Here is a 23,482-nt window from a genome sequence, read left to right on the forward strand (position 1 = left end):
GATGTTGATGAATTACTAAGCCCCGTTTTCACCGCAAGGGATGAAACTAAATGCACTTTATGCCCGGCAGAAAACGAGTATTGCAGACATTGCATGGCAGCGCTGCGCTTAATAGGAGGAAATGCTTAAGATATTCTCGGCGGTTGCCAAATGCTGCCTGCCTGACTGGCAGGGCGGCTGATCACATACGGTGTGATGCTTGTTATATTGTATTTGTACAGGCAGCAGCTTATGCAGGCAACGTAGCTTAGCTGAATGTGAGAAGCACAACAGGAGCAATTGCAGAAGGGTGCACACAAGTCCTGATCCTGATGACCCGCAATAGGTGTCACTACAACGGCGGTATTGGTTCCAGTATCGGAATACCCATCTGCACAGGGCATCACTGCCAGCGACAAGATATAGAGCGCAAAAAGGAGCCGGAACGCCATACAGTTTCAAATCTACAAATAAAACTGACGCAACCGGATTGCAAACGCCGGACTATCGGTGAACTGCCAAATAGGCCAAAGGATACCCTGCTAACCACGTTATTTTCCACCTTGCAAACGTGGGATCCATCCTGATCAGAGCGAGTCACTATCGTTTGGCCGTCGTCAGTTGCTTTTCCACTCCATAAAGTTTCAACTCGCGCATGTTCCACACCACCTCGAAATCAAAGGGCTGACCCCGCCTCTCGCCATGAATTATTTGTTCCGATTTCGTAAGCGTCATACGAAGGAATTTCGCGTCAACCGGTGTGAAACGAATTGTCGAGTTTTGTCCCGTACCCTCACCGTTAGCAATGACTGTCCCCCACGTCTTTCCATCGGTCGACACCTCTACCTTAAATCCTCTCGGCGAAGTTTGGATCGGCGGAGGCTCATTTCCTCTTCCCCTCCTGATTGGTGGTGATTTGAATTGCATCTCCGATAGTGTTACAACCTGAGGTAACTCCACCTGGAACCACATTCCGGATTGCTGTGTCACGCCGGTGGTCCATCCCTCAAAAGTAAATGCAGCCTTCGGTGAAGCGGTACTACCTTTCCGGACCTCGCCCGTATGACTTGCTGTAACTTTCCATGCGTCGGTTGGTTCAATGATCTTGGGAACCGTCGCCCAAAGGGCATCAAATGTATAAGGCTTTGTCTGCACAGCAGTCTCCTTCCGTAATCTCGCCACATCTTTCGCGGTCACAAGCGAAGATTCATTTTCAAAGTTGGCTCTGATATATGAAGCAACAGATGCAATCCATTCATCAGAGTTTTGTCCCATGGGTGCCATCATCACACCGGCGTAGTGTGTGCCACTAATCTCACCCGTCATACCGCGAAGCAATACCTTCGTTACGTAATCAGGATGCGCCTGTACGTGAGAAGAAGCAACCAATGAGGGCGCCATCAACTTGCCTTCGCCGAATGGAAGTCCCGTTCCAAGCGCGCCATGACACGTTGAACAAAGGCTTGAATAAATGTCAGCACCCTTAGCAACCAATGCCTTTTCTTCATCAGTGAAGTTGGGATTACTTCTTCCAAAGAAGGAATTCACTTCGATCGGAGTCAACACCTGCTCGCCCACCAACTGGATGCCTTTCGACTTGTCTGTAGCTAAAAGTTTTTTTACGGCATCCTTCGAATCGGTGATCTTAAGAAGTCTGCAAGTCATCATTGCCCTTATCCTTACATCCGTGTCGGGATCGTTGATCATGGCTACATACTGATGGGCCAGCTTCTTGTCGCCACCTTTATATAACGACTCACTTACCCAAAGCGCCTGAATACGCATGCGGGGATTGCTGTCCTTCATCATATCAGTTACCAGCGGTGACTCAAGCTTTCCAATACCTTCAAGGACCCAAAGTGCATGAAACCGCGCAAGCAGATTGTCGCTTGTTCTAACGATACTCATCAGTGCTGGTGCTACAGATACATCCTTTCTCTGAACGAGAACCTGTTGAGCCATGTCGCGCCACCAGCCATTAGGATGACTAAGATATTTCAACAACTCCGGCGATGACTCATCATACATGCGGGGCTTTGTTTCATCGCGTTCAAAGTCCTTGTGCTTTAAGCGCCAGATGCGACCAAGACCAATCACTTTGTCAAGCTGGTACTGATCTATCTTTGCGCGCAGGTATGATCCAACGGGAGTCCACTCGCCTTCCTGAATGATGCCATGATACATATCGCAGATATACATTGTTCCATCCGGAGCTGTTGCCATGTCAACTGGTCTGAACAATGGATCGGTTGACCTTATAAACTCAGACTTCTCCTGTTGGTAAACGTTGTGCAGCGTAGTCAGGCCTTCTTTGACTTCAGGATGAACGCGGCGTACAATTCGCGCAACAGGTTCGCCATAGAAATATTCACCCTTGAGTTCATTCGGGAGTCTGTGTCCACGGAATACATCATTGCCGGCGGCACCGGTCACGCGATTCAACGTTCCCTCTGGCAACCGAACGGCACCCATACCACCCTGCATATCAGAAACCAACACTGGCGCGCCCCAGGGCACGTCGAAGCCTTCCTCGAAGTTATCTTTCACCACATAGTCCCCATAATGAACAGGAAATTGAAAGTAAGAAGGAAGCCCATTCGATCCTCCCTGAAACCAAAGCTTGCCATCATCATCATGTGTTATACCCCATTGCGCATGATTAGATGCTGTAGATTCACGAATCACGCCTTGTTCAGTCTCCCGTATGCGAAAAGGATTGACAGTGCTATAGAGCCAGTTGTCCATGCCCCAATAGAGAAACGCCTGCTGATGCTCCACGTTACCGGCACGTCCGAAGTTATCTGTGAAGAATTCCTTTTTATCTGCATGTCCATCACTGTCCGTATCGGTGTACTTGTAAATATTATCACCATTAGACTCCATCGTCAGAATGCTATTGGGGCCCACAGGTAACACAAACCTGGGGAATACAAGGCTATCGACGAACATCGTACCTTTTTCATAGACGCCATCGTTGTTCGTATCTTCCCATCGGGATATCCCGCTCACTGGATTTAGAGTTCCATGCGAATCCGCGTCGAGCATGTAGGTACGAAGTTCAAGCACATACATTCGTCCATTACCGTCGAACGTGATGGCTGCTGGTTGTTGAATTTGCGGCTCTGTAAGGACTGGTTCCAGGGTATAACCTGGTGGCAGTAAAAACAGTTTTAGCTGATCGTTAACGGAAACAGGCTTAACAGGAGGCTTTGGTTTGAGATCTACTCCTTTCCAGTATTCACTTGTAGTGTCAGCACCGTCGGGCAATTTTACAACGGGCCAGTCTTCCTGAGACTGCTGTTTGGTACATGAGCTTATTCCCATGAAGACAGTGATCAATGCAAAGATCAAAGTGAATGAGCAGGCAAATTTCACTGAATATTTGGATTACCGTCAATATGATAAGGAGTAGCTACGAATACTACTGCATCAGTTGCCATCGGCAATTTTCCTGTTTGGAGGAATGCAACCGGGAATGCAACTGACTATGCAACCATGACATTAATTGCATACGTTCCACTGGTAAAAATCAGTTTGCAGAAATTTCAAATTGTTAGTAGCTATCGTTTAACAACACATCAGGTACTACTATGATAAAAAAGTCTCTTCTCACGGCAGGCCTATTGATAGCCGCCTTTCTGGTTTCAATTTCATTTCACAATACTGAAGCACAGGCAATCGGTATGCAGATGGGCACCATGCGCGAGATGTATAAAGATGGAATGCCCGCGGTGTTCGCCAAGCTAAAGGAATTGGGGGTGACGGAACTTGAAGGAGGTGGCGGGCGTGGCAACCGGGAAGAATTTAAGAAGCTCGTTAAAGATTATGGAATGAAGCTCGTTGTTACCGGCGCCGGATTCGACAAGCTGGAAAATCCAGATAGCCTCAGGAAGGTGATTGCGAATGCCAAAGACCTTGGAGTACCGTATGTTGTATGCTACTGGATACCACACGATGGCGATAACTTCACCTTTGCCGATGCTAAGAAGGGCGTCGAGGTATTTAATGCAGCGGGAAAAGTTCTGGCCGAAAATGGAATTGGCCTTTGGTATCACGCGCATGGTTACGAGTTCAGACCGTATGAAGGCGGTAAAGGAACTCTCTTTGAATACATCATGGACAACACTAACCCAAAGTATGTCAATCTTCAAATGGATGTATTCTGGATGAAGAATCCAGGACAGGACCCGGTTGCACTTCTTAAGAAATATCCAACCCGTTGGAAAAGTCTTCACCTCAAAGACCGCCGGATAGGCACGCCTAACAACCTTAACGGAAGACAGGACAAGGAAACAAACGTAGTTCTGGGCACTGGCGATGTTGGAATTGAAGCCGTGATGAAAACCGCCGTCGGCCTGGGTATTAAGCACTTCTTTATTGAAGATGAATCCTCCAGGGCGCTGGCACAAGTACCACAGCACATTGCCTTCCTAAAAAGTATTAAGTATTAAGGATGGGTCGATAAACATAATCGCGTGTTATCGGGCCAATTTCGTACCTTCCCGGCAATCAAAAAACCCCCATGACACGCGTTATATTTTGCTTGGTCAATCTGCTGCTTGTCAGCCAGTTTCTGTTCGCCCAGGAAGCGCTTGAGTCACGCGACAATACAGTGAAGCTGGACTTAACGTCGCAGATACTATTCAACAAATCTCTCGCCGTAAGTTATGAGCGCTACATCAAATCGAGGCAGACCGCAGGCATAACTGTTGGTTACCATACATTTCCGTCGCTGCGTTCAATAGGAAACGGTGTCGAAGTGAAGGACGAAAAGTCCAGTAGTGGATACGTTGTAGGCGCTGAATACAGGTTCTATCTCGGGAAGGAAAATCGCTATGCCGCTCCGCGGGGGGTTTATATAGGTCCTTATTTCGCTTATCACAATTTCAAAAATAACCGGGACATCGCACTTACAAATGAAGATGGCACCGTAAGTGAAGCATTGCTGAAAACAAAGGTTGGTGTACTTAATATCGGGGTTGAACTCGGATATCAGTTTATTATCAACCAACGCTGGTCGATTGACCTGGTCTTCATTGGCCCCTCAATTTCCAAATACAAGATCGACATGGACTTGAACGGAAACATTGACCCCGCTAAGCTTCCGGAGAAGCAACAAGAAATCCTTCAGACTCTTGCTGACAGGTTTCCGTTTGTTAAAGACCTTCTGGAAGACCAGAATGTATCTGCAACGGGCAGGGCTGATACTTGGTCTTTCGGCTACCGTTATCAATTACAGGTAGGGTACCACTTTGGTAGAAAGAAAACTCGTTAAGACCTTGCCAGGCAGGACCAATTGAATATAAAATGCTTCCGCATGGGCGGCGTGTCAAACTTCAGTGAACGCAGCACTGGCATAAGGCACACTCTTCCGGGTGTTTTGTGAAGTAAGGAACGCACAATCATTATTCTTAAGGCTGTTTCGTGAAGCATTCAGCTATATCGGGAAACAGCAAGGTTGTCAAATCCCTCTAACAATATGGACAGCAAAAGCATAGAGGCCTTTTTTCTCAACACGCTATTGAAATTCGCCACAGCTGGCGTTTTCATTATCACAATGGTTGACTTTCTATTCTATCCGGAGGATAGGCTTTCGATAATTATCGACCTCATCATCCTGGGCACGTGTTTGATTTCGTACGCAATCAGACAACAGATGCCTGGCATTTCGATGTTGATATTTACGTCAGTGATTCTCATCGCAATGATCTATCAAAGTCTGGTCGTACCCCTTAATACAACGATCTCACTTTCTATCATCCTGCTTGATGGCTTTATTGTTTCTGTAATGCTGAAAGGGAATTACAAAGTAGTGATGCACACTCTTATCGTGGCTTCGGTCATCGTGATATTCATTATCCAGTTCATCACTCCTTCCCTTCGTTTTTCGTCGAACCCGAACGAAATGCTTACCGTTTTAATCACCTACCTGATTGTCTATTTTAATCTGGCCTATCCTGCCGCAGTACTCAAGAAAAAGTATGATGTGATCAACCAGAATCTTACCACTACAAACGAGGCACTCACGAGAAAAACGAGCGACATGGCGGATCAAAATGCGGTGTTAACTCAGGCACAAACTGAGTTGAACAGCCTCAACACAAATCTGGAGCGGATCCTCAATGAACGGATGGCGAGGATCCAGGCACAAAACGAAAAGCTGGTGCGCTACAGTTACAACAATGCACATCACTTACGCGGTCCGGTTGCCAGGCTTTTGGGACTGGCTGCAATCTATAAGGTAGACGCCCAGGCAAATGCTGATTTTATCATTGCCAAAATGCTTGACCAGGCACACGAGATCGATGCTGTGGTGAAGATGATCAACGAGGACCTTGAGGCCCAGGATTTTACTCCTCACTAGGTTTTGGGCCACTAAGTGCAGCACAGAACCTTTTTGGTTAAATTTAACGTTGTTCGAAATAAAGATCATGCCTGGCTATGTTGCAGCTTATTTCATGAGGTTCTTCAATCAAATGAATTAAAAGGGTATACCAGTTGATGAAGATCCGCTGAGGCACGACAATACGTAGATAGAGCATTCACAGGAGTAAATGAAATTGATTCCCATGAAAACAATATTCGCCCTCGCATTCGCATCCACTCTGCTTTGCTGTACGGCCAGACCAGAAACAGGTAGCGACACGCCGGTCCTCAGCGCGGCTCTTGCTGATTCGTTGCCTCAGGGAAATCCGAATCCCTATTACTCGCGCACCGACACAACCCATCTCCAGGTAAGCAATGCAGAATGGAAGAAAGTACTTCCTCCGGATGTGTATGAGGTTGCACGTAATAAGGATACCGAGCGCGCCTTTACAGGCAAGTACTGGGACTTCACAGGCGTTGGAATCTATTACTGCGCCGTATGTGGAAATAAGTTATTCACCTCCGATTTAAAATATGCAAGTGAATGCGGCTGGCCCAGTTTTTTCGAAGTTGAACGGAAAAATGCCGTCCGCTACGAGCATGACACATCATATGGCATGCAACGGGTCGAAGTATTATGCGGCAGATGCGACAGTCATCTTGGCCACCTTTTCGACGATGGTCCACCACCAACGGGCAAGCGTTATTGTATGAATTCAAACGTTCTTGAGTTCGTTCCTAAGATCGGCCTCTCCTCCAAGCAATAACTTTCAGAGGACCATACCCTCGTCCGTCACCAATTCCGTGTCGGGATCCCAATTTGATGGGCAACAATGACAAAGATTAGTATATTGACTTCAGCAATCTTTTTCATTACTAAACTAGCCCATCAAACCAATGAAGTCACGTCGCGATTTTCTGCATAAAGTGTCCGCAGCTGCTGCTGCATTGCCATTCGTTCCCTCTCTTGCCCTGGCCGACCAAAAAGAAGGCAAAGAAGAATCTTATCAGGGGCCGGTATTACGCGTAGCCATTTGCGGCCTTGGTAGCTATGGAACGCGTGTAGCCGATGCGATGCAGGCCTGTACACGTGCTAAGCTCGTTGGTGCCATCAGCGGCACACCTTCCAAATTGAAAGAGTGGCAGTCGAAGTATGGCATTCCGGAGAAAAACTGTTACAACTACGAAAATTTTGATAACATCAGGAACAATCCGGACATCGATGCAGTGTATGTAATTACTCCAAATGCCCTGCATAAACCACAGGCTATACGAGTGGCAAAAGCTGGAAAGCACGTCATCTCTGAAAAGCCGATGGCCCTTAACGCCGCAGAAGGACAGGAAATGGTCGATGCTTGTAAAAAGGCAAACGTAAAACTGCTGGTGGGTTATCGCATGCATCTCGAGCCTAAGACACTTGAGATCATCCGGCTAAGAAAGGCCGGCGAATTTGGCAAGACACCTTTCTTTCAGGGACTTTGTGGTTTCAAGATCGGCGATCCAACTCAGTGGCGCCTTGACAAGAAACTTGCAGGCGGAGGTTCTCTCATGGATATTGGTATATATGCCGTAAACGGTTCCCGTTACATGCTTGGCGAAGAACCCACGTGGGTTACGGCACAGGAAGTGAAAACAGACCCCGTGAAATTCAAAGAGGGAGTAGATGAAACCATCACGTTTCAACTGGGATTTCCCAGTGGCGCTGTTGCTTCTTGTCTGTCCACATATTCGATGAATAATCTTGATCGTTTCTTCCTGAACGGCGATAAAGGCTTTGCTGAAATGTGGCCTTCAACTGGCTACGGTCCCATAAAGGCTCACACCAACAAGGGGGAGATCGAATATCCTCACGTAACTCATCAGACGGTTCAAATGGATGAAATGTCTGACATTATATTGAAGGGCAAGAAAGTTGAAGTTCCACTTGACGGCGAAGAGGGCGTGAAGGATCTCAAGATCATGGACGCCATCGTCGAAGCAACAAAGACAGGAAAGAAAATCCCAATCAAACTTTAGCAATCAATCTTTCAGCCCTGCAGTTCGGGACGCAACGGCTGCAATAGGCGGCAGTGACGACGTCGGCGTGTCTAAATAAAAATAGGCCGTCGCCGACACGTCATCACTTCTGTAAAAGTTAACCCAGCCATTTGGAAAGGATTTCTCTTCCAATGGCACCGGGTTATCCAATAACTTCACTAGTCCATTTTCTATCCCGACCGTCACAGGTGTGAGCTTCGCGCCATTCTTTTTGTAGGTACGCACTTTGTCAAGCATGTCGCCTCCAATCAACTGAATCGTCACCTTGCAATCCGATTTAAAGTATACAGGGTCTGGAACGTGATACCTGTAGAAAGCCCATTCCCTGGTCAACGTGTCGGCTACCAGACAACCCTGATAAGAGTGCGCGAACTTCCCTTGCCCCCAACCGGTACCGATATAATCTTCCGTTCCTGTACCATTTAAAGTAGGTAGCTCTTTATCTCCGTCGAGGTAAACCTTTACTTCTCCCTCTCCCCACCAGCTGTTTTTATAAGAAGCGTCTGTGATAATCCCCATGTTCATTCCGAGATAACGCCCCTTACCTTTCACGTATGGCAAAATCTCAAAATCCTCTCCCAACTTTGACTCTGCCTTTCTACTCCAGAAGGTATGAAAGTATAGCGTCCCCGCTTTTTGTTCCCTCATTTGCAGGAAGTCAATGTCATAAAAAAGATGAATCGACGATTTGCTCTCGTTGATGAGCAGCACTCGCGCCCCGTTTCGAAAGGGCATCGGAATATAGCTTGTGAATGAACGGCCTTCGGGATCGGAAAAGAGGGCATTTTCAAAGGGCGTCTTTCTGCCCAATCCTACTCCGAAGAAATCCCCTAATGGGGCAGACACTGCAGGCGTTGAAGCGCCATCCCAATACATTTCCAACCGGATTGCCCGAAGCGTTGCCTGCGTACGGCGACTGACGGTGATCCAGATTCTTCGGATAGTTCCAGCTCCGTTATAATTCATCAACTCCTTTGTCTCCCCTGGCGCCATAAACTCTGCGGGATGCCCCTTCGCTTTCTTGTTTTCACTCCCGCCCTTTCCTTTCTCTGCTTTCTGATTTTCGAAGCTCGACCATCGTGTCTCTGTGTCCGGCGGAAGCTCAAACCACTCCTGTGCTTTCAATATGCCTGTGTTGACAAGAAGTAGGAACAATGTCAGGACTGGGCCTATGGAGTGTTTCTTTAAAGTCATGTTTGACGGATTTTTCATGAAGTTACTAGCCTGACACATAATCACGCCTTTTGCTATGAAAATTGTTCGCCGCCAAAGCAAATATCTTTCCCGGATCTGGCACTCGCCCTTTGTATGCCCACCATTCAACAGTATGGTTAACAAACTCCACAACGTGCCTCATGCCTCGAAGCAAACATCGCCCGGTTACGACTGGCACGGTATTTCAGAATTCAAAAGCGTCTGTCATTCTCTCTCTGTCCGGGCCATCCATTGGATGGTCCGGTACTTTTTCTGCAAGTCTTATAAGAGTTAAGTGTTAAACAAATAATCCCACTTTACCATGAAAACAGAATCAAGCAAAAACACCAACAGTTCTAAGAATACAGGAACTTCTAAGAACAGGGGAGTGAAACCGATACCTGATGGATTTCATACCATCACACCATTTCTAATAGTGAATGACGCTCATGAACTACTATCATTTATAGAAAAAGGCCTCGGTGGAAAAACGCAATATAAACTCGAAGATGACGATGGAAAGATTGTCCATGCATCTGCCAGAGTTGGCGACAGTGCCATCATGATCAGCGATACCATGCAAGGGATGGAACCTGTTACCGCGATGTTGTATCTCTATGTTGAAAACGCAGACAACTTGTACAATCAGGCACTTGCTGTAAATGGTGTGACGTCAGCCAGAGAAGTTCGAACAGAATTCTACGGCGACCGCGCCGGTTGCATTCAGGACCAATGGGGTAACAAATGGTGGATTGCTACGCACGTCGAAGACGTAAGCAATGAAGAACTTGAAAGAAGGAAGTCGGAGATGTTAAAAGAAGCTCACGCCTGATGCGTCTCTCGGCGTCAGGCCATTGCTGCCTCCATCGCCTCAATTCTGGAGCTACCCGATAATGTATAGCTCTGAAGTCGTGGAGTACCCTTGTACCTGAGCACGGCTTCATCCTGCAGATTGGCCCGGCTGATTATTTTCGTCGGGCCAATCATAGTCGTTGAATTATCACGTAACGACACACAACAAACTTCGGAACTTTCAAGGTCACTGAAATCCAGTATGCAATTTCCCTTCACAATGTGAATGATGATCTTGCTGCAAACTCCATGAAACTTAATACGACCATTCCCGACAATATTAAAAGCAACCGACTTCTTGGAATAGATCATCCCCGAAAGCTCGAAATTGCCCTTCGCCGTAAACTCAACATCGCCGAAATTACCAATGAGAAGAGAATCATTTTTATGATCTCCTTCATACTCGATTTTTCTAAGTTGCTTTTGAGTCTTCATATAATAAATCGTTTGTCTCTCTATTAGTTTATGGCTTTGAAACGAATGGCAGTTCCGCCTCCGGGAGCTAACCACAATTTCAAAGACTGACTGTTGTCTACTTCCTGATTTGTAATTTGTATAGCCAGAGGATTCGCCTCCATATTGGCTGATTCGCCGTCGCGATAGATCTGCGCTGCATACTTTTTCCCTGGTGCGAGGAAGTTGAGTTTCAGATCAATTGCCCTTTCACTCTCATTGGTAATTGCGCCCAGAAACCAATCTTCGCTCTTCCGATCTTTTCTTGCTGTCACAATGAACTCACCGATAGTGGCGTCCAAAACTTTCGTTGCTTCCCAATCAGTCGGAACGTCTTCAATAAACTTGAATGCTGGCTTGCCTTCATAGTTTTCCGGAAGGTCTGCCGCCATGTGCATTGGACTATAGATGACCACATACAGAGCCAGCTGTTTTGCCAGCGTGGTGTGGACTCTAAACGTGCCTTCGGTCTTAAACTGGATGTCGAATATGCCAGGAGTATAGTCGAACGGACCTCCAAGGCATCGCGTGAACGGAATGATCGTAGTGTGCGAAGGCGGATTGCCCGTGCTCCATGCTTCGTATTCAGTTCCCCGCCCGCCTTCCCGGGTCATCATGTTAGGATACGTTCTTCGCAAACCAGTATCCTTAATCGGCTCGTGCACATCGAGCATAATCTTATAACTGGCCGCGAGCTCCAAAACCTTCTGATAGTGGCGAACCATGTACTGGCCCTGGTGATACTCACCTGCAGGACGCATATTAACATAACCGGTCTTTAACCGATGAATGTCATACTGCTGACAGAGCTTAAATGCATCTTCAATTTGCCGCTCGTAGTTGTCGACATTGCCTCCAGTTTCGTGATGCGCGATAAGTCCGATGTTCCTTTGTTTCGCGTAGGTGCTGATTTCACCAAGGTCGTAATCAGGATAAGGCGTTGTGAAATTGAAGTTTCCTGATTTCGTCCAATCACCTTCCCATCCAAGATTCCAACCCTCGGCAAGCGTAGCCGACAACTTATGATCAGCAGCAAAATCAATAAGCTTCTTCATGTTCTCAGTCGTAGCACCATGGTTTGGTCCCGCTTCCCACGTATGCGTTTTAATATGCATGCCCCACCACATTCCATTGTATTTACCTGGTTGTATCCAGGAAACATCGTCTAGCTTGTTCGGTTCGTTAAGATTTAGGATCAGATAAGAAGTAATCAGATCTCCGGGCTTGTCCGCAATTTGAATTGTCCTCCAGGGCGTGCTGAGCGGAGCTTTTGCAACAACACGATCTCCATTGGCCCAGGGGATGAGATCGCACTTCAATACTCCTTTGCCTGAATGTTGTAAGGCCATCGCGGCGTAATCAATAAGAGCGGCCTCATGTATGCTTACAAACAATCCCTTTGATTCCAGGGTCAACGGTGTGTGTACCTTTTCGGTCAGCTTATTTACCGGCGACTTTGTAAAGAGATATTCGGAATCCATTTCCTTTCCATATGCAGGGATCCACCAACCACTCATCTCGTTGGCGAGAGCAAATTCAGTAAGCTCGTCCTTGATGACGAATTCTGAGGTGCCATTTTGCACCGGTATTTGATACCTGAATCCAACGCCATCATCAAACACACGGAACTCGATGTTTAGCTTCTGCTTGCTGGCGTTTTCAAGGCTGATCGCCAGAGCGTTGTAGTGGTTTCTAATATCTTTGACCTCACCCCAGGGCTGCGTCCAGGTCTCATCAAACGACCTGGTCCTGGCATCCAGCACCGAAAATCCTTTAGCGAGGGAAGTACCGTCTTTCAAAAGAAAACCAAGCCTGGAAGCATTCAGTACGGGCTTTCCATCCCGCGAAATCTGATAATATGGGACGCCGGCATTCAACCTGAACTCTAATTTGATTCTTTGGCTGGGCGAATTGACAACTTGCGCGGCTCTGTTTTGCGCTATTGCAATTCCTGCAACTCCTATCAGCAATACTGTAAAAAGTACTCTCATGCGGGTGTTAGAAATAGGATCAGCAAATGGAATAAATACGAGACCGCATCCGTTTGCAATACAAATGACGCGAGAGCACCATCGTGGAGGAATTCTCCCAGTAGGAATATAAACGGAGGGACTGGTTTTATAGAATCAACGATCTAATTATCAATCAGATACGTTTTTGTCCGTCGCTGAAAATATAAACGGATTACAAAGGATTTTACCCCTTATAGTCATTGAAAATGTCAGAAAAAGGCAAATGAATGGTTGACGGATCCCTTAATTTTATGGCCAGGAAAGTTCCAAAAGGAAAGCGCCTTCGACTTTTGCGCAACTACTCGTTGCGATGCGCATATTTGACCAAAGCTATATTGCTTTTATTTCCATAATCCTGGCCTCGAATTCTTCATTCGGAAGAGTCGACTTACTCTTAATACGCGCCTTATAACTGTAGATGGTATTGATGGAATAGTCCAGGATCTTCGCAATTTTTTCAGTATCGTGAATACCCATCCGTATCAGGGCAAAGATTCGCAATTCAGTATTTAACAAATGTCCGTCCTTCGGTACTATGCGGTCTTCCTCGCGGAAGTACGAATTAAAAGTATCCAGGAAATCCGGAAACAATTTGAGAAACACCTTATCAAAGCTCATATACAACTCTTCCCGTTCCTTCTTGAGATTGATATTATTCACCACAAACCTGATGTCATCGTATTTCTTGGTCATCAGCTTGTTGTCGATGGCCTGCTTAAACGACGCGATCTTCATCAGATACTCTGAGTTGATGTTGAAATAGTAGCCGATGTATTCCTCTTTGATCTTATTCGCCTCCACCAGGTGCTTGTTCGCTTCCTGTAGTAACAAATTAGCTTCGTGCAGGCTGCGATTGGCCTCCTGAATATTCTTATCCGACTCGCGAATCTTTTGGGATTGCTTATAGATGATCACTGCAAAACCTACTATCACAAGTGATAAAACTGTGACTACGACCGCATACCCAATTAACAGCTTGCGTTGCCGCTCGACAGTACTAAGCCTGTTCCCCTCGATGATCGGAAAGATAGCGGCGACCTGTACTTTCCTATGTCTTGCCCCATAAAAATTGGCGTCGTTCATAGCAATCTTCACGTACTCATAAGCATGATTAAGATCACCGCGAGCGTACAACAGCTCAGCAAGCCGCAAAATGGCAAGTGTCTCCTTCGTCGACGCAAGGTTATCGGCAATGGAAGCTTTTATGTGCATGCCTATTGCTTCGTCCGTCTTGCCCTCAAGCTGAAACGTATGTCCCAATGTACTTGTGGCAATTGCATATTGTGGATAGTTCAACTTAAAATTGGACAACATGAACAAAAGGTCCTTTCTGGCTTGCTCAATGTTTCTGGTCCTTACGTTTCGCATGGCGCTGAGCGCATAATACTCTGCCGATTGAGGTACGGTGTGCGTCAATGCTGAGTCAACATATCTTAGACCTATTCCTGTATACCTGGAGGTGAAATAGTCATCGCTATTAAAATCCACAAGGTCGAAATAGGTGCGGGCGAGAATTGAATAATACTCCTGGCGAATAGAATCCGCAAGACCAACCTGATGGATGGTGAGCAAGGTATCGAGAGCCTCGTTAAACATGCCCGACGACAGGAGAATAAAACCCCTCTTCATTCTGGCATAGGCAACTTTTGATGGGTCGCCAGAACGCTGTGCCGCCTCCTGCATCTTCCTGATGTAGACCGATGCTGAATCATACACAAACTTCTCATATTCGCGGCTGATGCGAACGTAAAGATCAAATCTGTCGGAGGCCGGCGCTTTCACAACGGCCGATTTAAGCTCGTTGATACGTTCGAGTTTTTGCTCCACGTATTGATTGCGATGCGCCAGCACCTGATCCAGTTTGCGTATAAGACTATCAATCTCGGCCCCCCTGGCAACACAGACCACCGCGAGTAATCCCAGAACTAGCCCAAAACGCATTGTCAGCACGATCAATTCTTATCGAAGCGTTCAAAATACGATATAATGTCGATTGCGTAAACTGGTTTCCTTATGAAAAATAGCGGGCGACACGTATTGGTGTCATCCCCCCTTAAGAATGAGCACGGTTGCGATCATTCCGGCAATCGCTGCAAGTGAGAGGGCAAATTGCAGCCACAGATTAGAAAAAAATGAAGGGGGATCAAACGAATAGGGCCGAAAAGCATCGATGTCTTCAAAAGTCGATTTGGAGCTAATCAGCAACTTATAAAGCCGTTCATCATCAGGCATAGCAAACGTGCTCCCCGGTACTCTGTTGTCTTCCATCACCTGAAGCCATCGTAAAAGCTTGTCCCTTGCTTCACCATCCAGCTCTCCTTTCAAATACCTTTCCAGAAGCTGCTCAAGGTTCGTTTTAGTCATAAATATTTCTATTGTTTCGTCTTTGTACTATAATGGCAGTGCTCCCTGATCAACCACATTCTGATGCTATCCCTTCTCCTGGTCTCTAAACCAAAAGCAGGTAATAAGTACATGCCAGGAAAACAGCCACCACACACACCAGGAAGAATTTTCTCAACCCTTTAAAAAAGAGAATTCGATATCGCATCCACGGATAGAAGATGTACTCAATGCCGCGCCAGCAATAAAAGATCGACTGGTCAAAATCAAACTTGTCATAACGCATCGGCGAATTTTCGATAATGAGCTTAACATCGTCGTTGTCTGAAACGTTGTCTGGCGGAGTCTCTTTGTGCAAGCCGTTCTTTCTGTACCAGGCAACGCGATAGGCAAAAGTGATTCGCGCGCGGTGCTTTACTGTGCCTACGAGATAATGCTGTACTGACTCAAACTTATCAATCCTCTTTTCATGATGTCGGAACCACAACTCTGCAAATGTGTACTGCACAACTTCTTCTGCTGCATGAATATCGCGGGTGTGTCGCTGTGCAATGTAGGTAAGGGCATCATAGTAATTGTCGAATAATAGTCTGATAGCCTTTTCTGGCCATAAGTAGAGTAGCCTCTTCAGCGGTTCGGTTTGAATAACAGGAAACATATTATAAACTTCTGATGCAAAGGTCGTCCTGAAAAAAGGCATAGTCAATCAGCTTGTCAATGATGTGTATAACTCTAATAGTCTGAACTTAAATTGACCGCACGACTAAAGGCTGTTTTCTGCATTAAAATCCACATCTTTAACATTTGGAGCGTTTTTACCTGTCTACATTTTGATAGGTAAACCGTACAGCCTGCATCCTGCTGGCAACATCATTCTAATTGATTCTGCATGAAAAAGTTTGTTCTCACTTTGACAACGCTGGTGATTTGGAACCTCTGCCTGGCACAAAGTGACAGCGTAGCGGTCAATTACCTTGGGGTTGCGTATTTTAGTGAGGGCGGATTCTATCCGGGCTTTACTTTAATTGGTGAGCGTTCTCTATTAAGAAACAGGAATTTCGAGATGATGGCCGCCGCTCGCCTCGGCGCCTACTTCCATTACAGAAATCAAACTGGAGTTTTCCTGATGATACAATCAGGGCAACGGATACGACTCTATCGCCAACTCTATTTTGAACACTATGTTGGCGTCGGCTACCTGCACACCTTTCTTAACGGGGGCGATCCTTACTATGTAGACGCAACAGGAACCATTCACAAGAAGTCCAACGCCGGGCAACCACACTTCATGCCTTCGGTCAGCTTCGGCCTGGGGTTCAACTCTCACATCAATCAAAAGCCCTGCAGGTTTTTTGCGAGACCAATTGTGTTTTGGATGATACCTTTCAATCAGACTTCTCTCGTGCAGTTCGGTCTTGAAGTAGGGGGCTTAATGCGATTCAACCGATGACCGGCCGGCTGCTGATACTTTTAACGATAGGTCTATGCGCCTGTTTCGACGACACGTTTTATGAAGGCGATTTCTTCTATCTGGTTAATAAAGATGCCCAGATGCCCGTGTCCGTTCGGGGAAATATTTCATCCGGAGTCCTCATTGTTTTTTTACATGGCGGCCCGGGTGGAACTGCCCTCCAGAAAATAGGACTCAAGGCTTTTAATGAGTTGGAAAAAAACTATGGTATGGTATTCTGGGACCAGCGTGCATCAGGTTCATCGCAGGGCAACAGCGCCATAAGCGACCTCAATCTGAACCAGTTCACCGAAGATCTCGACAAGCTTATTGACCTGCTCAGATATCGCTATAAGAATTCAAAGATCTTTCTGATGGGACATAGTTGGGGCGGATGCCTCGGTACCAACTACCTTCTTGATCCTGACCGCCAGGTGAAGATAACAGGATGGATCGACGTGGATGGTGCTCACGACAATCCCCATGGTGATGACCTTTCAATGCAGTTTGTAATCGAATATGCCAACCAGCAAATCGCCAGAGGAAGCGAGGTGGACTTCTGGCAATATGTTATTTCGTGGTATGCCGCGAATCCAAACTTTACAACGGACCAACTGGAGCATTATTCATTCGTCGACAAAGCACACGGCTACATCTATGATCCCTCGCTTGCAGATGAAAAATTTCCCAACTACTCATTCTCATACCTGTTTGAATCTCCGGCCAACCTTACTGCGTCCTTAACTAACTACAATAGCGTCATTAAGAATTTCATTATCTCCGATATCGATCTCACTCCGCGCATGAATGCAATACACGTTCCTTCGTTGATTATTTGGGGCGCTCACGACGGGATCATTCCTTTCCCGATGGCGCAGGAAGCTTTCGATGCATTGGGCACCTCTGTTGATCAAAAACGAATTGTCAACCTAGCGAACTCTGCTCACAATGGATTTCATGAAGAGCCATCTGCATTTATTGAAGCCGTTGTGACATTTGTTGAAGAAAATAATTAAAAATTCATTAATCACTCCTACGGGAAAGCCCACCTGAAGCAATACGCCATCATCAATCCTGTTGGATTACTTTAAATAATGTGCGATGTTGAAATATATTTCCCACGTACGCAATAAACCTGGCCTCGTGCTCTTATGAATGCCCGCAAATTATCCGTGCTGCTCCTTGCCTGTGCTCTGGGAATCTCAGGGTTCCAGTCTTCAACGTCTTCTTCTTCTTCTTCTGCCCCTAAGGCGTCGTGGAAACCGATTTTCAATGGCAAGAACCTGGACGGTTGGAAAATAAAAATTGCCGGCTATCCCCTTGGCGAGAACTTTGGCCAAACCTTTCGGGTCGCTGATGGCATCCTGAGCATTCGCTACGACCAGTACGGCGACAACTTTAATAACCGGTTTGGGGCCCTGTACTTTGGACGGAAACTCAAGAACTACAGAATAAAGGTAGAATATCGTTTCGTTGGTGAAACCGCACCCGGCGCCCCAGTTTGGGGATTCAGAGACAGCGGAATTCAATACCTCGGACAATCGGCGGAATCAATGGAGTTAAAACAACAATTCCCGGTTTGCGTCGAATACAATCTTCATGGAGGAAACGGTAAAGATGATCGGCCAACGGGAGAGCTGTGCGTACCCGGCACTTATGTTGAGTTTGCCGGTAGCCGGAACAGCCAGTTCTGCACTCCACCCGATGTAAAGAAAACATTTCATGGAGATCAATGGGTAACTGCCGAGATTGAGGTCAGAGATGGAAAGATCCTTCATTTCGTAAATGGAGAACAAATCCTAAGCGCAGCTAATGCTCACTATAATCCGGAACATGAATTCGGAAAGGTCTTCGCAGCAAAAGACCCAGGAATAATTCTTGAAGGATTTGTTTCTCTGCAGTCAAATAGTCATCCAATTGATTTTCGTAAGATCGAGTTGATGGAATACTAATTTGTACTGTTCTGTAAATGCGATCAGACCTGCCATCGATAAGTCTGCCAACGTTTACGATTCATTGCTTTAATCCGACAGTTACTGCCTCAATCGCCTGTTGTGATAAGTGGTTAACGACGAAGCAGAAAATAATTCATATTTTGACCCGGCCTAAACCCTAAAACTTGATCGCCATCAATCAATTCCTTGAAGATGCAGCCGCTATTACGTGGTGGCCGGTCTTGTTCCTCATCATTGGCGGAGGCATCTACTTTCTTTTCTATTCAGGATTCATTCAATACAAATACTTCTTTCACGCGGTGAACGTACTTCGCGGCAAGTACGATGATCCAAATGCACCCGGTCAAATCACTGCCTATAAAGCTCTTTCAACTGCACTTGCCTCAACGGTGGGGATGGGTAACCTGGCAGGAGTGGCAGCAGCAATCGCCATGGGTGGACCCGGTGCACTCTTCTGGATGTGGGTGACCTCTTTCATCGGAATGTCTACTAACTTCTTCACGAGCGCATTGGCAGGAATGTACCGGGGACGCGACAGTGCGGGTGAACTTCAGGGAGGACCAATGTATGTAATACGCGAAGCATTGGGAAAGAGATGGCAACCACTCGCAACTCTGTTTTGCGTTTGTTGCATGGTCGGAGCTCTCCCCATTTTTCAAACAAATCAGTTAACACAGGCCATAGTCGATATCGGTCTCAGGTCAGCTGGCATTGAGCAGTCGTTCGTTCAACTCGGCGACATTCAACTCAGCATCACAAAAGTGATCATCGGAATTTGCGTGATGGTTTTGTGCGCGATGGTAATCGTCGGAGGTATAAGGAGAATTGGTGACTGGGCAGGCAGGCTCGTGCCAGCCATGATCGTGCTTCATTTTTTGTCTGTTGTGATCATTCTCGTTGGTTTTGCCGATAGAATCCCTCACTATTTAAAACTTATCGTGACAGATGCTTTTACAGCAAACAACTATGACGGTCAACCTTTCCTGGGTGGTATCGTCGGTGGATTGATAATGCTTGGTGTCCGGCGAGCAACATTCTCAAATGAAGCCGGCATTGGAACAGCGCCCATGGCAATGGGCGCATCGAAGAGTACCGAACCGATTCGCGAAGGCCTTATCTCCATGCTCTCGCCGGTGATCGATACCATCATCTCCTGCTCGCTCACCGCTCTTTCAATTCTGGTAACGGATGTTTGGATGACAAAAGGTGCGAACGGCATCACGCTAACATCGCTTGCCTACCGTGCCGCAATGCCTTCTGGCGGCGATTATATTCTATTGCTCTGTACATTTGTATTCGCGATAAGCGCTTTATTCGCCTACAGCTACTATGGCCGGAAAGCCCTTTCGTATCTGGTAGGCGAACGGCGAAGTGTCTGGTACGACTATTTTTACCTCTCCACGATTGTACTCGGCGCTGTTGTCCCAATGGACTTCGTAATCAATCTTATTGACATTGCTTTTGCCCTGATGGCTATCCCTACGATGCTTTCAGCATTTGTGCTTGCACCCCGTGTTATGGCAGAAGCAAAAAAATACTTTGCTAAAATCTGAACGTGCTGAGATGAGTGTTAGACTGCGCCTGATTGTCATGAACTTTCTTGAGTTCTTTATCTGGGGAGCCTGGCTGATTTCCCTCGGTGGCTACATGATTATCACGCTGAAATTTACAGGTTCTCAGGTCGGTAGCATTTATGCAACCATGGGCGTTGCCTCGGTATTCACTCCCTCCATCATGGGTATTATCGCCGATCGATGGGTCAATGCCGAACGTGTTTTAGGCATCTGCCACATCATTGGTGCACTGCTTTTGTTTTGGGCCGCAAATGAAACCGAGTACAGTATGATGTATGTGATCATGCTGCTGAATTCCATGTTCTATATGCCCACACTTGCTCTGAACAATGCGGTGTCGTACGCTGCTCTGCAGAAACGCGGCATTGACATTGTCCAGCACTTCCCTCCGATCCGCGTTTGGGGCACTGTGGGTTTTGTTGCAGCTATGTGGGTAATCGACTTCGGAAAGTGGACGCTGGTCCCAACACAACTTTACGTCTCTTCAACGGCCGGCCTATTGCTCGGACTTTATGCATTCACTTTGCCAGCGTGCCCTCCGGGCCACGGACGTCCCACGGGTTCGCTCATTTCCTCTTTGGGGTTCGACGCCATCGTGCTGTTCAAACGTGCACGGATGGCTGTGTTCTTTCTTTTCGCCATGATGCTGGGCGCGGCTCTGCAAATCACGAATACATTTGGAGAAGCCTTCATTCATGACTTCACAGACACCTATCCGAACTCCTTTGCAGTTCAGCATCCCAGCTTACTGATGTCGGTGTCTCAGATTTCAGAAACGTTGTTCATTTTAACAATTCCATTCTTTCTGAAACGATTTGGAATTAAGACGGTCATGATGATGAGCATTCTCGCCTGGGTTCTGCGGTTTGGTTTGTTTGCGTTCGGAAATCCCGGCGACGGGCTCATTTTACTAATCATGTCAATGATCGTCTACGGAATTGCATTCGACTTCTTCAACATCTCAGGGTCTTTGTTCGTGAAAAGTGAAACAGATAATTCCATTTTGTCGAGCGCACAGGGCCTATTCATGCTGATGACCAATGGCATTGGCGCATTTGTTGGCGGAACGCTTAGCGGGTGGGTTGTAGATTATTTCACTATAGACGGGGTTCGCGACTGGCAGAGCATCTGGCTCTCGTTCGCCGGCTATTCCCTGGTCCTGGGTATAATTTTCCCTTTGTCGTTCAGGCAGAATCCCAAACCAGTCGCAACTGCGAACTAACGGGACGAAAGGGTGTCGGATTGTGTCTGACGGAGGTCTTGCTCAAACTTCCTTTTGTTCTTCCTGATATTGTCCTTCACCGATTTGGGCATGTACTTTTTGGAACCAGGCCGCGGGCAGTCCCATTCTTCCATGGACACATTTTTTATATAATGTTCGGCGCCAGGGCGTGAGTTCTGATTCACAGGCTCCTCTTCAACGCGATCTGCACGCGCCGACAAAAGCGATGATGATGGTGGCTTGTACGTCTTGTGCAGCTTGGCTGTCTTAACTCTTGGGCACGGTATCATGCCACTATGGCAAGCCGAGCACACCACAAGCAATCCGATTAATACGCGAGTTATCATAGGAACAAACGTCGGATACTATATGAATAATGATGGAGAGTCGGCTTTATTGCTTTAAGTAAATTAATTCTTTTTGGCATGAAAAGCCAGTGGCCCGTATAATAGTTGAGCTCAGTGGCCGCCAGCCTCTGCAATACCTATTTGTAAGCAGTAGATAATCAGAGGCTTATCACATAACCACAAATGCTGTCGAAACAAGCAGATGAAAATTCTTTCCGCAACGTTCGGGCTGTTTGTAACACATCGCGGCCACTATTCGTACCAAAATACAAGGATCATTTTTAAACGGAAGGCCCTTAACTTGTAAACGCAGTGGCCACACGCACCGCCATCTATGTCGTCGAAAAATACAATCCAAATTCTTGACAGCATTCTCAAGCGCATTGGCAAACCCGGGTTGGCCGAAACGCTGATACATGAACTTTCTGGCACAGAATTCAACACACTGATGCTTGAGGTTCTTGCTCAACGCGCAAATAATTTATCACCAGGTGATCTTCTCAGGAGTTATAAAAACAATCGTCTTGTTAAGCCTGTTGACCTGCCGGTTTTGCCGTTACGTGAAATGGAAATTGAATACCTGCGTTTATTCAATGACTCGGCGTTTGAACCAATTGAGTTATCGCCGGTTAGCTCATTTGGTTCATGTGCCGTCGTTGGGACCACGAGCCAAAACAAAATACTCAGCGCAATACGCAACACCGAAGTTCTCGCCGATGCAACAAATGCGGTCGCACTTCACATAGCTCACCTGAAGAAACAAGGTACATGGAACCCTTCACCTCAGGATCGCCGGCACTTCGTAGTCATACAACGGCACCTCCGTACGCAGGCACTATCGAATTCAGGATTTACTCCTCATTTTAAAATTGCCGCCCTCGTCACTGCCGGGTATGATACAGGCAACCACAGTTTTGAATGCGAAACCGTTCTTCATCACATTCTGGCGGTGAGAAGATTGTATGTGAACTTTCATCGTGTAACTGGTATACGCTTCAGGCTGCTGTGCCGTGATGGCTATCCCGATAGTCTTTCGCTCGCCTTAAAAGTGAAACAGCATCTGAACACGTCTCCTGAGAACATCGATGTACAGATCATTGAGCATCCTGAAAAAAACAATGCCTATTACCAGGGTATTCAATATAAGATTGACATTGACCATCGCGGCCAAACATGGGAGATCGGCGATGGCGGGTTTGTCAACTGGACCCAGTCACTGCTGCAGAATAAGAAAGAACGGATGTTTACCACGGGGCTCGGCTTCGAATTCATGTTCCGTATTGAGAACGGTTTGCTGTAAATCAACTCACCTGCTGGCTGAGCCTTCTTCTCCCAGGTCTCTCTAAAGTACCAGTCTTCGGCCAGCTTTCGCCCAGTGCTCTCCCAGTCTTCTCTCAGTGTTCTCCCAGTCTCACCCAGTCTTCTCCCAGTCTCACCCAGTCTTCTCCCAGTCTTTCCCAGTCTCCCGGGCCTTCTCCAGTCTTAGCCGGTTTCTCCCAGTCTTCTCCAGTCTCAGTCAGTCTTGACAGCCTTTCCAACGTAAATTCCAGTCTTTTTTGTGACTTGACAGTCGCTCAATCGTCCCCCTGGAATTCTTTCGTTCGCAGCCGCGCTCAGCCCACACGGGAAATCCGGTCTCCCAAAAGTCCACCTGAAGACCCCAGATGTGAGATGTAACCTCGGGCTTAAGCATGCTGT

Annotated in this window: 21 protein-coding genes; 12 read left to right on the plus strand and 9 right to left on the minus strand. The window is 46.8% G+C overall.

Features of this window, described 5'->3' with window-relative positions; genetic code table 11:
- Positions 1-125: 125 nt before the first annotated feature.
- Together WBG78_RS30775 and WBG78_RS11395 are read right to left on the minus strand one after the other, a co-directional pair.
- Positions 126-431: a DUF6660 family protein gene (locus WBG78_RS30775; protein WP_443092779.1), complete on the minus strand. Its 306-nt coding sequence runs from the start codon at positions 429-431 to the stop codon at positions 126-128.
- A gap of 148 nt (positions 432-579) precedes the next feature.
- On the minus strand, positions 580-3,354 hold the full coding sequence (locus WBG78_RS11395; protein WP_337326551.1) for a DUF7133 domain-containing protein: 2,775 nt from the start codon (positions 3,352-3,354) through the stop codon (positions 580-582).
- Between the two features lie 215 nt (positions 3,355-3,569).
- Here WBG78_RS11395 and WBG78_RS11400 point away from each other — a divergent pair, with 215 nt between their 5' ends.
- The 5 genes from WBG78_RS11400 (at position 3,570) to WBG78_RS11420 (ending at position 8,361) form a co-directional block, all read left to right on the plus strand.
- The gene (locus tag WBG78_RS11400; RefSeq protein WP_337326552.1) at positions 3,570-4,430 is read left to right on the plus strand and encodes a sugar phosphate isomerase/epimerase family protein; all 861 of its coding nucleotides are present in this window, start codon (positions 3,570-3,572) and stop codon (positions 4,428-4,430) included.
- 71 nt (positions 4,431-4,501) lie between these two features.
- Positions 4,502-5,254 (plus strand): DUF3575 domain-containing protein, encoded by a 753-nt coding sequence (locus WBG78_RS11405; RefSeq protein WP_337326553.1) that lies wholly within the window; start codon positions 4,502-4,504, stop codon positions 5,252-5,254.
- Between the two features lie 204 nt (positions 5,255-5,458).
- The gene (locus tag WBG78_RS11410; RefSeq protein WP_337326554.1) at positions 5,459-6,343 is read left to right on the plus strand and encodes a hypothetical protein; all 885 of its coding nucleotides are present in this window, start codon (positions 5,459-5,461) and stop codon (positions 6,341-6,343) included.
- Positions 6,344-6,548: 205 nt separating this feature from the next.
- A complete protein-coding gene (gene msrB / locus WBG78_RS11415; RefSeq protein ID WP_337326555.1) occupies positions 6,549-7,112 on the plus strand; it encodes a peptide-methionine (R)-S-oxide reductase MsrB in 564 nt (187 codons plus the stop codon).
- A gap of 130 nt (positions 7,113-7,242) precedes the next feature.
- Positions 7,243-8,361: a Gfo/Idh/MocA family oxidoreductase gene (locus WBG78_RS11420; RefSeq protein WP_337326556.1), complete on the plus strand. Its 1,119-nt coding sequence runs from the start codon at positions 7,243-7,245 to the stop codon at positions 8,359-8,361.
- Positions 8,362-8,364: 3 nt separating this feature from the next.
- On the opposite strand, the gene WBG78_RS11425 is transcribed toward WBG78_RS11420, so the two are convergent.
- Complete coding sequence (locus WBG78_RS11425; protein ID WP_337326557.1) at positions 8,365-9,576, minus strand: glycoside hydrolase family 172 protein; 1,212 nt, start codon at positions 9,574-9,576, stop codon at positions 8,365-8,367.
- A gap of 322 nt (positions 9,577-9,898) precedes the next feature.
- Between WBG78_RS11425 and WBG78_RS11430 the strand changes: the two genes are divergently transcribed.
- Positions 9,899-10,408, plus strand: a complete 510-nt coding sequence (locus tag WBG78_RS11430; protein WP_337326558.1) for a VOC family protein — start codon at positions 9,899-9,901, stop codon at positions 10,406-10,408.
- A 14-nt stretch (positions 10,409-10,422) separates the two neighbouring features.
- Here the strand turns inward: WBG78_RS11430 and WBG78_RS11435 are convergent, their stop codons facing one another.
- The 5 genes from WBG78_RS11435 to WBG78_RS11455 form a co-directional block, all read right to left on the minus strand.
- Positions 10,423-10,863 (minus strand): hypothetical protein, encoded by a 441-nt coding sequence (locus tag WBG78_RS11435; protein WP_337326559.1) that lies wholly within the window; start codon positions 10,861-10,863, stop codon positions 10,423-10,425.
- Positions 10,864-10,886: 23 nt separating this feature from the next.
- On the minus strand, positions 10,887-12,872 hold the full coding sequence (locus WBG78_RS11440; protein ID WP_337326560.1) for a glycoside hydrolase family 97 protein: 1,986 nt from the start codon (positions 12,870-12,872) through the stop codon (positions 10,887-10,889).
- A 351-nt stretch (positions 12,873-13,223) separates the two neighbouring features.
- Positions 13,224-14,834, minus strand: a complete 1,611-nt coding sequence (locus WBG78_RS11445) for a DUF6377 domain-containing protein (RefSeq protein ID WP_337326561.1) — start codon at positions 14,832-14,834, stop codon at positions 13,224-13,226.
- 102 nt (positions 14,835-14,936) lie between these two features.
- A complete protein-coding gene (locus WBG78_RS11450; protein ID WP_337326562.1) occupies positions 14,937-15,257 on the minus strand; it encodes a hypothetical protein in 321 nt (106 codons plus the stop codon).
- A gap of 85 nt (positions 15,258-15,342) precedes the next feature.
- A complete protein-coding gene (locus WBG78_RS11455; protein WP_337326563.1) occupies positions 15,343-15,936 on the minus strand; it encodes a sigma factor in 594 nt (197 codons plus the stop codon).
- Positions 15,937-16,125: 189 nt separating this feature from the next.
- On the opposite strand from WBG78_RS11455, the gene WBG78_RS11460 reads away from it, so the two are divergent.
- From WBG78_RS11460 to WBG78_RS11480, 5 genes are all read left to right on the plus strand, one after another.
- Positions 16,126-16,686 (plus strand): hypothetical protein, encoded by a 561-nt coding sequence (locus tag WBG78_RS11460; RefSeq protein ID WP_337326564.1) that lies wholly within the window; start codon positions 16,126-16,128, stop codon positions 16,684-16,686.
- On the plus strand, positions 16,683-17,702 hold the full coding sequence (locus tag WBG78_RS11465; RefSeq protein WP_337326565.1) for an alpha/beta fold hydrolase: 1,020 nt from the start codon (positions 16,683-16,685) through the stop codon (positions 17,700-17,702). The genes WBG78_RS11460 and WBG78_RS11465 overlap by 4 nt, the downstream gene beginning before the upstream one ends.
- Positions 17,703-17,837: 135 nt before the next feature.
- Positions 17,838-18,638, plus strand: coding sequence for a 3-keto-disaccharide hydrolase (locus WBG78_RS11470; RefSeq protein ID WP_337326566.1), 801 nt, complete (start codon positions 17,838-17,840; stop codon positions 18,636-18,638).
- A 167-nt stretch (positions 18,639-18,805) separates the two neighbouring features.
- On the plus strand, positions 18,806-20,194 hold the full coding sequence (locus WBG78_RS11475; protein WP_337326567.1) for an alanine/glycine:cation symporter family protein: 1,389 nt from the start codon (positions 18,806-18,808) through the stop codon (positions 20,192-20,194).
- 10 nt (positions 20,195-20,204) lie between these two features.
- On the plus strand, positions 20,205-21,437 hold the full coding sequence (locus WBG78_RS11480) for a nucleoside permease (RefSeq protein WP_337326568.1): 1,233 nt from the start codon (positions 20,205-20,207) through the stop codon (positions 21,435-21,437).
- On the opposite strand, the gene WBG78_RS11485 is transcribed toward WBG78_RS11480, so the two are convergent.
- Positions 21,434-21,784 carry a hypothetical protein gene (locus tag WBG78_RS11485; protein WP_337326569.1) on the minus strand — a complete coding sequence of 117 codons (351 nt, stop codon included), beginning with the start codon at positions 21,782-21,784 and terminating at the stop codon, positions 21,434-21,436. The two genes, WBG78_RS11480 and WBG78_RS11485, sit on opposite strands and share 4 nt — an antisense overlap.
- Before the next feature lie 334 nt (positions 21,785-22,118).
- Here WBG78_RS11485 and WBG78_RS11490 point away from each other — a divergent pair, with 334 nt between their 5' ends.
- On the plus strand, positions 22,119-23,084 hold the full coding sequence (locus WBG78_RS11490; RefSeq protein ID WP_337326570.1) for a hypothetical protein: 966 nt from the start codon (positions 22,119-22,121) through the stop codon (positions 23,082-23,084).
- The last annotated feature ends 398 nt before the right edge of the window (positions 23,085-23,482 follow it).

This window comes from Chryseolinea sp. T2 (assembly GCF_037203685.1).
Classification (GTDB): Bacteria; Bacteroidota; Bacteroidia; order Cytophagales; family Cyclobacteriaceae; genus Chryseolinea.

Coding starts and splice junctions, on each gene's coding strand:
- WBG78_RS30775 (WP_443092779.1), bottom strand. CDS start 431: ATGGCGTTCCGGCTCCTTTTTGCGCTCTATATCTTGTCGCTGGCAGTG.
- WBG78_RS11400 (WP_337326552.1), top strand. CDS start 3,570: ATGATAAAAAAGTCTCTTCTCACGGCAGGCCTATTGATAGCCGCCTTT.
- WBG78_RS11405 (WP_337326553.1), top strand. CDS start 4,502: ATGACACGCGTTATATTTTGCTTGGTCAATCTGCTGCTTGTCAGCCAG.
- WBG78_RS11410 (WP_337326554.1), top strand. CDS start 5,459: ATGGACAGCAAAAGCATAGAGGCCTTTTTTCTCAACACGCTATTGAAA.
- msrB (WP_337326555.1), top strand. CDS start 6,549: ATGAAAACAATATTCGCCCTCGCATTCGCATCCACTCTGCTTTGCTGT.
- WBG78_RS11420 (WP_337326556.1), top strand. CDS start 7,243: ATGAAGTCACGTCGCGATTTTCTGCATAAAGTGTCCGCAGCTGCTGCT.
- WBG78_RS11425 (WP_337326557.1), bottom strand. CDS start 9,576: ATGACTTTAAAGAAACACTCCATAGGCCCAGTCCTGACATTGTTCCTA.
- WBG78_RS11430 (WP_337326558.1), top strand. CDS start 9,899: ATGAAAACAGAATCAAGCAAAAACACCAACAGTTCTAAGAATACAGGA.
- WBG78_RS11435 (WP_337326559.1), bottom strand. CDS start 10,863: ATGAAGACTCAAAAGCAACTTAGAAAAATCGAGTATGAAGGAGATCAT.
- WBG78_RS11440 (WP_337326560.1), bottom strand. CDS start 12,872: ATGAGAGTACTTTTTACAGTATTGCTGATAGGAGTTGCAGGAATTGCA.
- WBG78_RS11445 (WP_337326561.1), bottom strand. CDS start 14,834: ATGCGTTTTGGGCTAGTTCTGGGATTACTCGCGGTGGTCTGTGTTGCC.
- WBG78_RS11450 (WP_337326562.1), bottom strand. CDS start 15,257: ATGACTAAAACGAACCTTGAGCAGCTTCTGGAAAGGTATTTGAAAGGA.
- WBG78_RS11455 (WP_337326563.1), bottom strand. CDS start 15,936: ATGCCTTTTTTCAGGACGACCTTTGCATCAGAAGTTTATAATATGTTT.
- WBG78_RS11460 (WP_337326564.1), top strand. CDS start 16,126: ATGAAAAAGTTTGTTCTCACTTTGACAACGCTGGTGATTTGGAACCTC.
- WBG78_RS11465 (WP_337326565.1), top strand. CDS start 16,683: ATGACCGGCCGGCTGCTGATACTTTTAACGATAGGTCTATGCGCCTGT.
- WBG78_RS11470 (WP_337326566.1), top strand. CDS start 17,838: ATGAATGCCCGCAAATTATCCGTGCTGCTCCTTGCCTGTGCTCTGGGA.
- WBG78_RS11480 (WP_337326568.1), top strand. CDS start 20,205: ATGAGTGTTAGACTGCGCCTGATTGTCATGAACTTTCTTGAGTTCTTT.
- WBG78_RS11485 (WP_337326569.1), bottom strand. CDS start 21,784: ATGATAACTCGCGTATTAATCGGATTGCTTGTGGTGTGCTCGGCTTGC.
- WBG78_RS11490 (WP_337326570.1), top strand. CDS start 22,119: ATGTCGTCGAAAAATACAATCCAAATTCTTGACAGCATTCTCAAGCGC.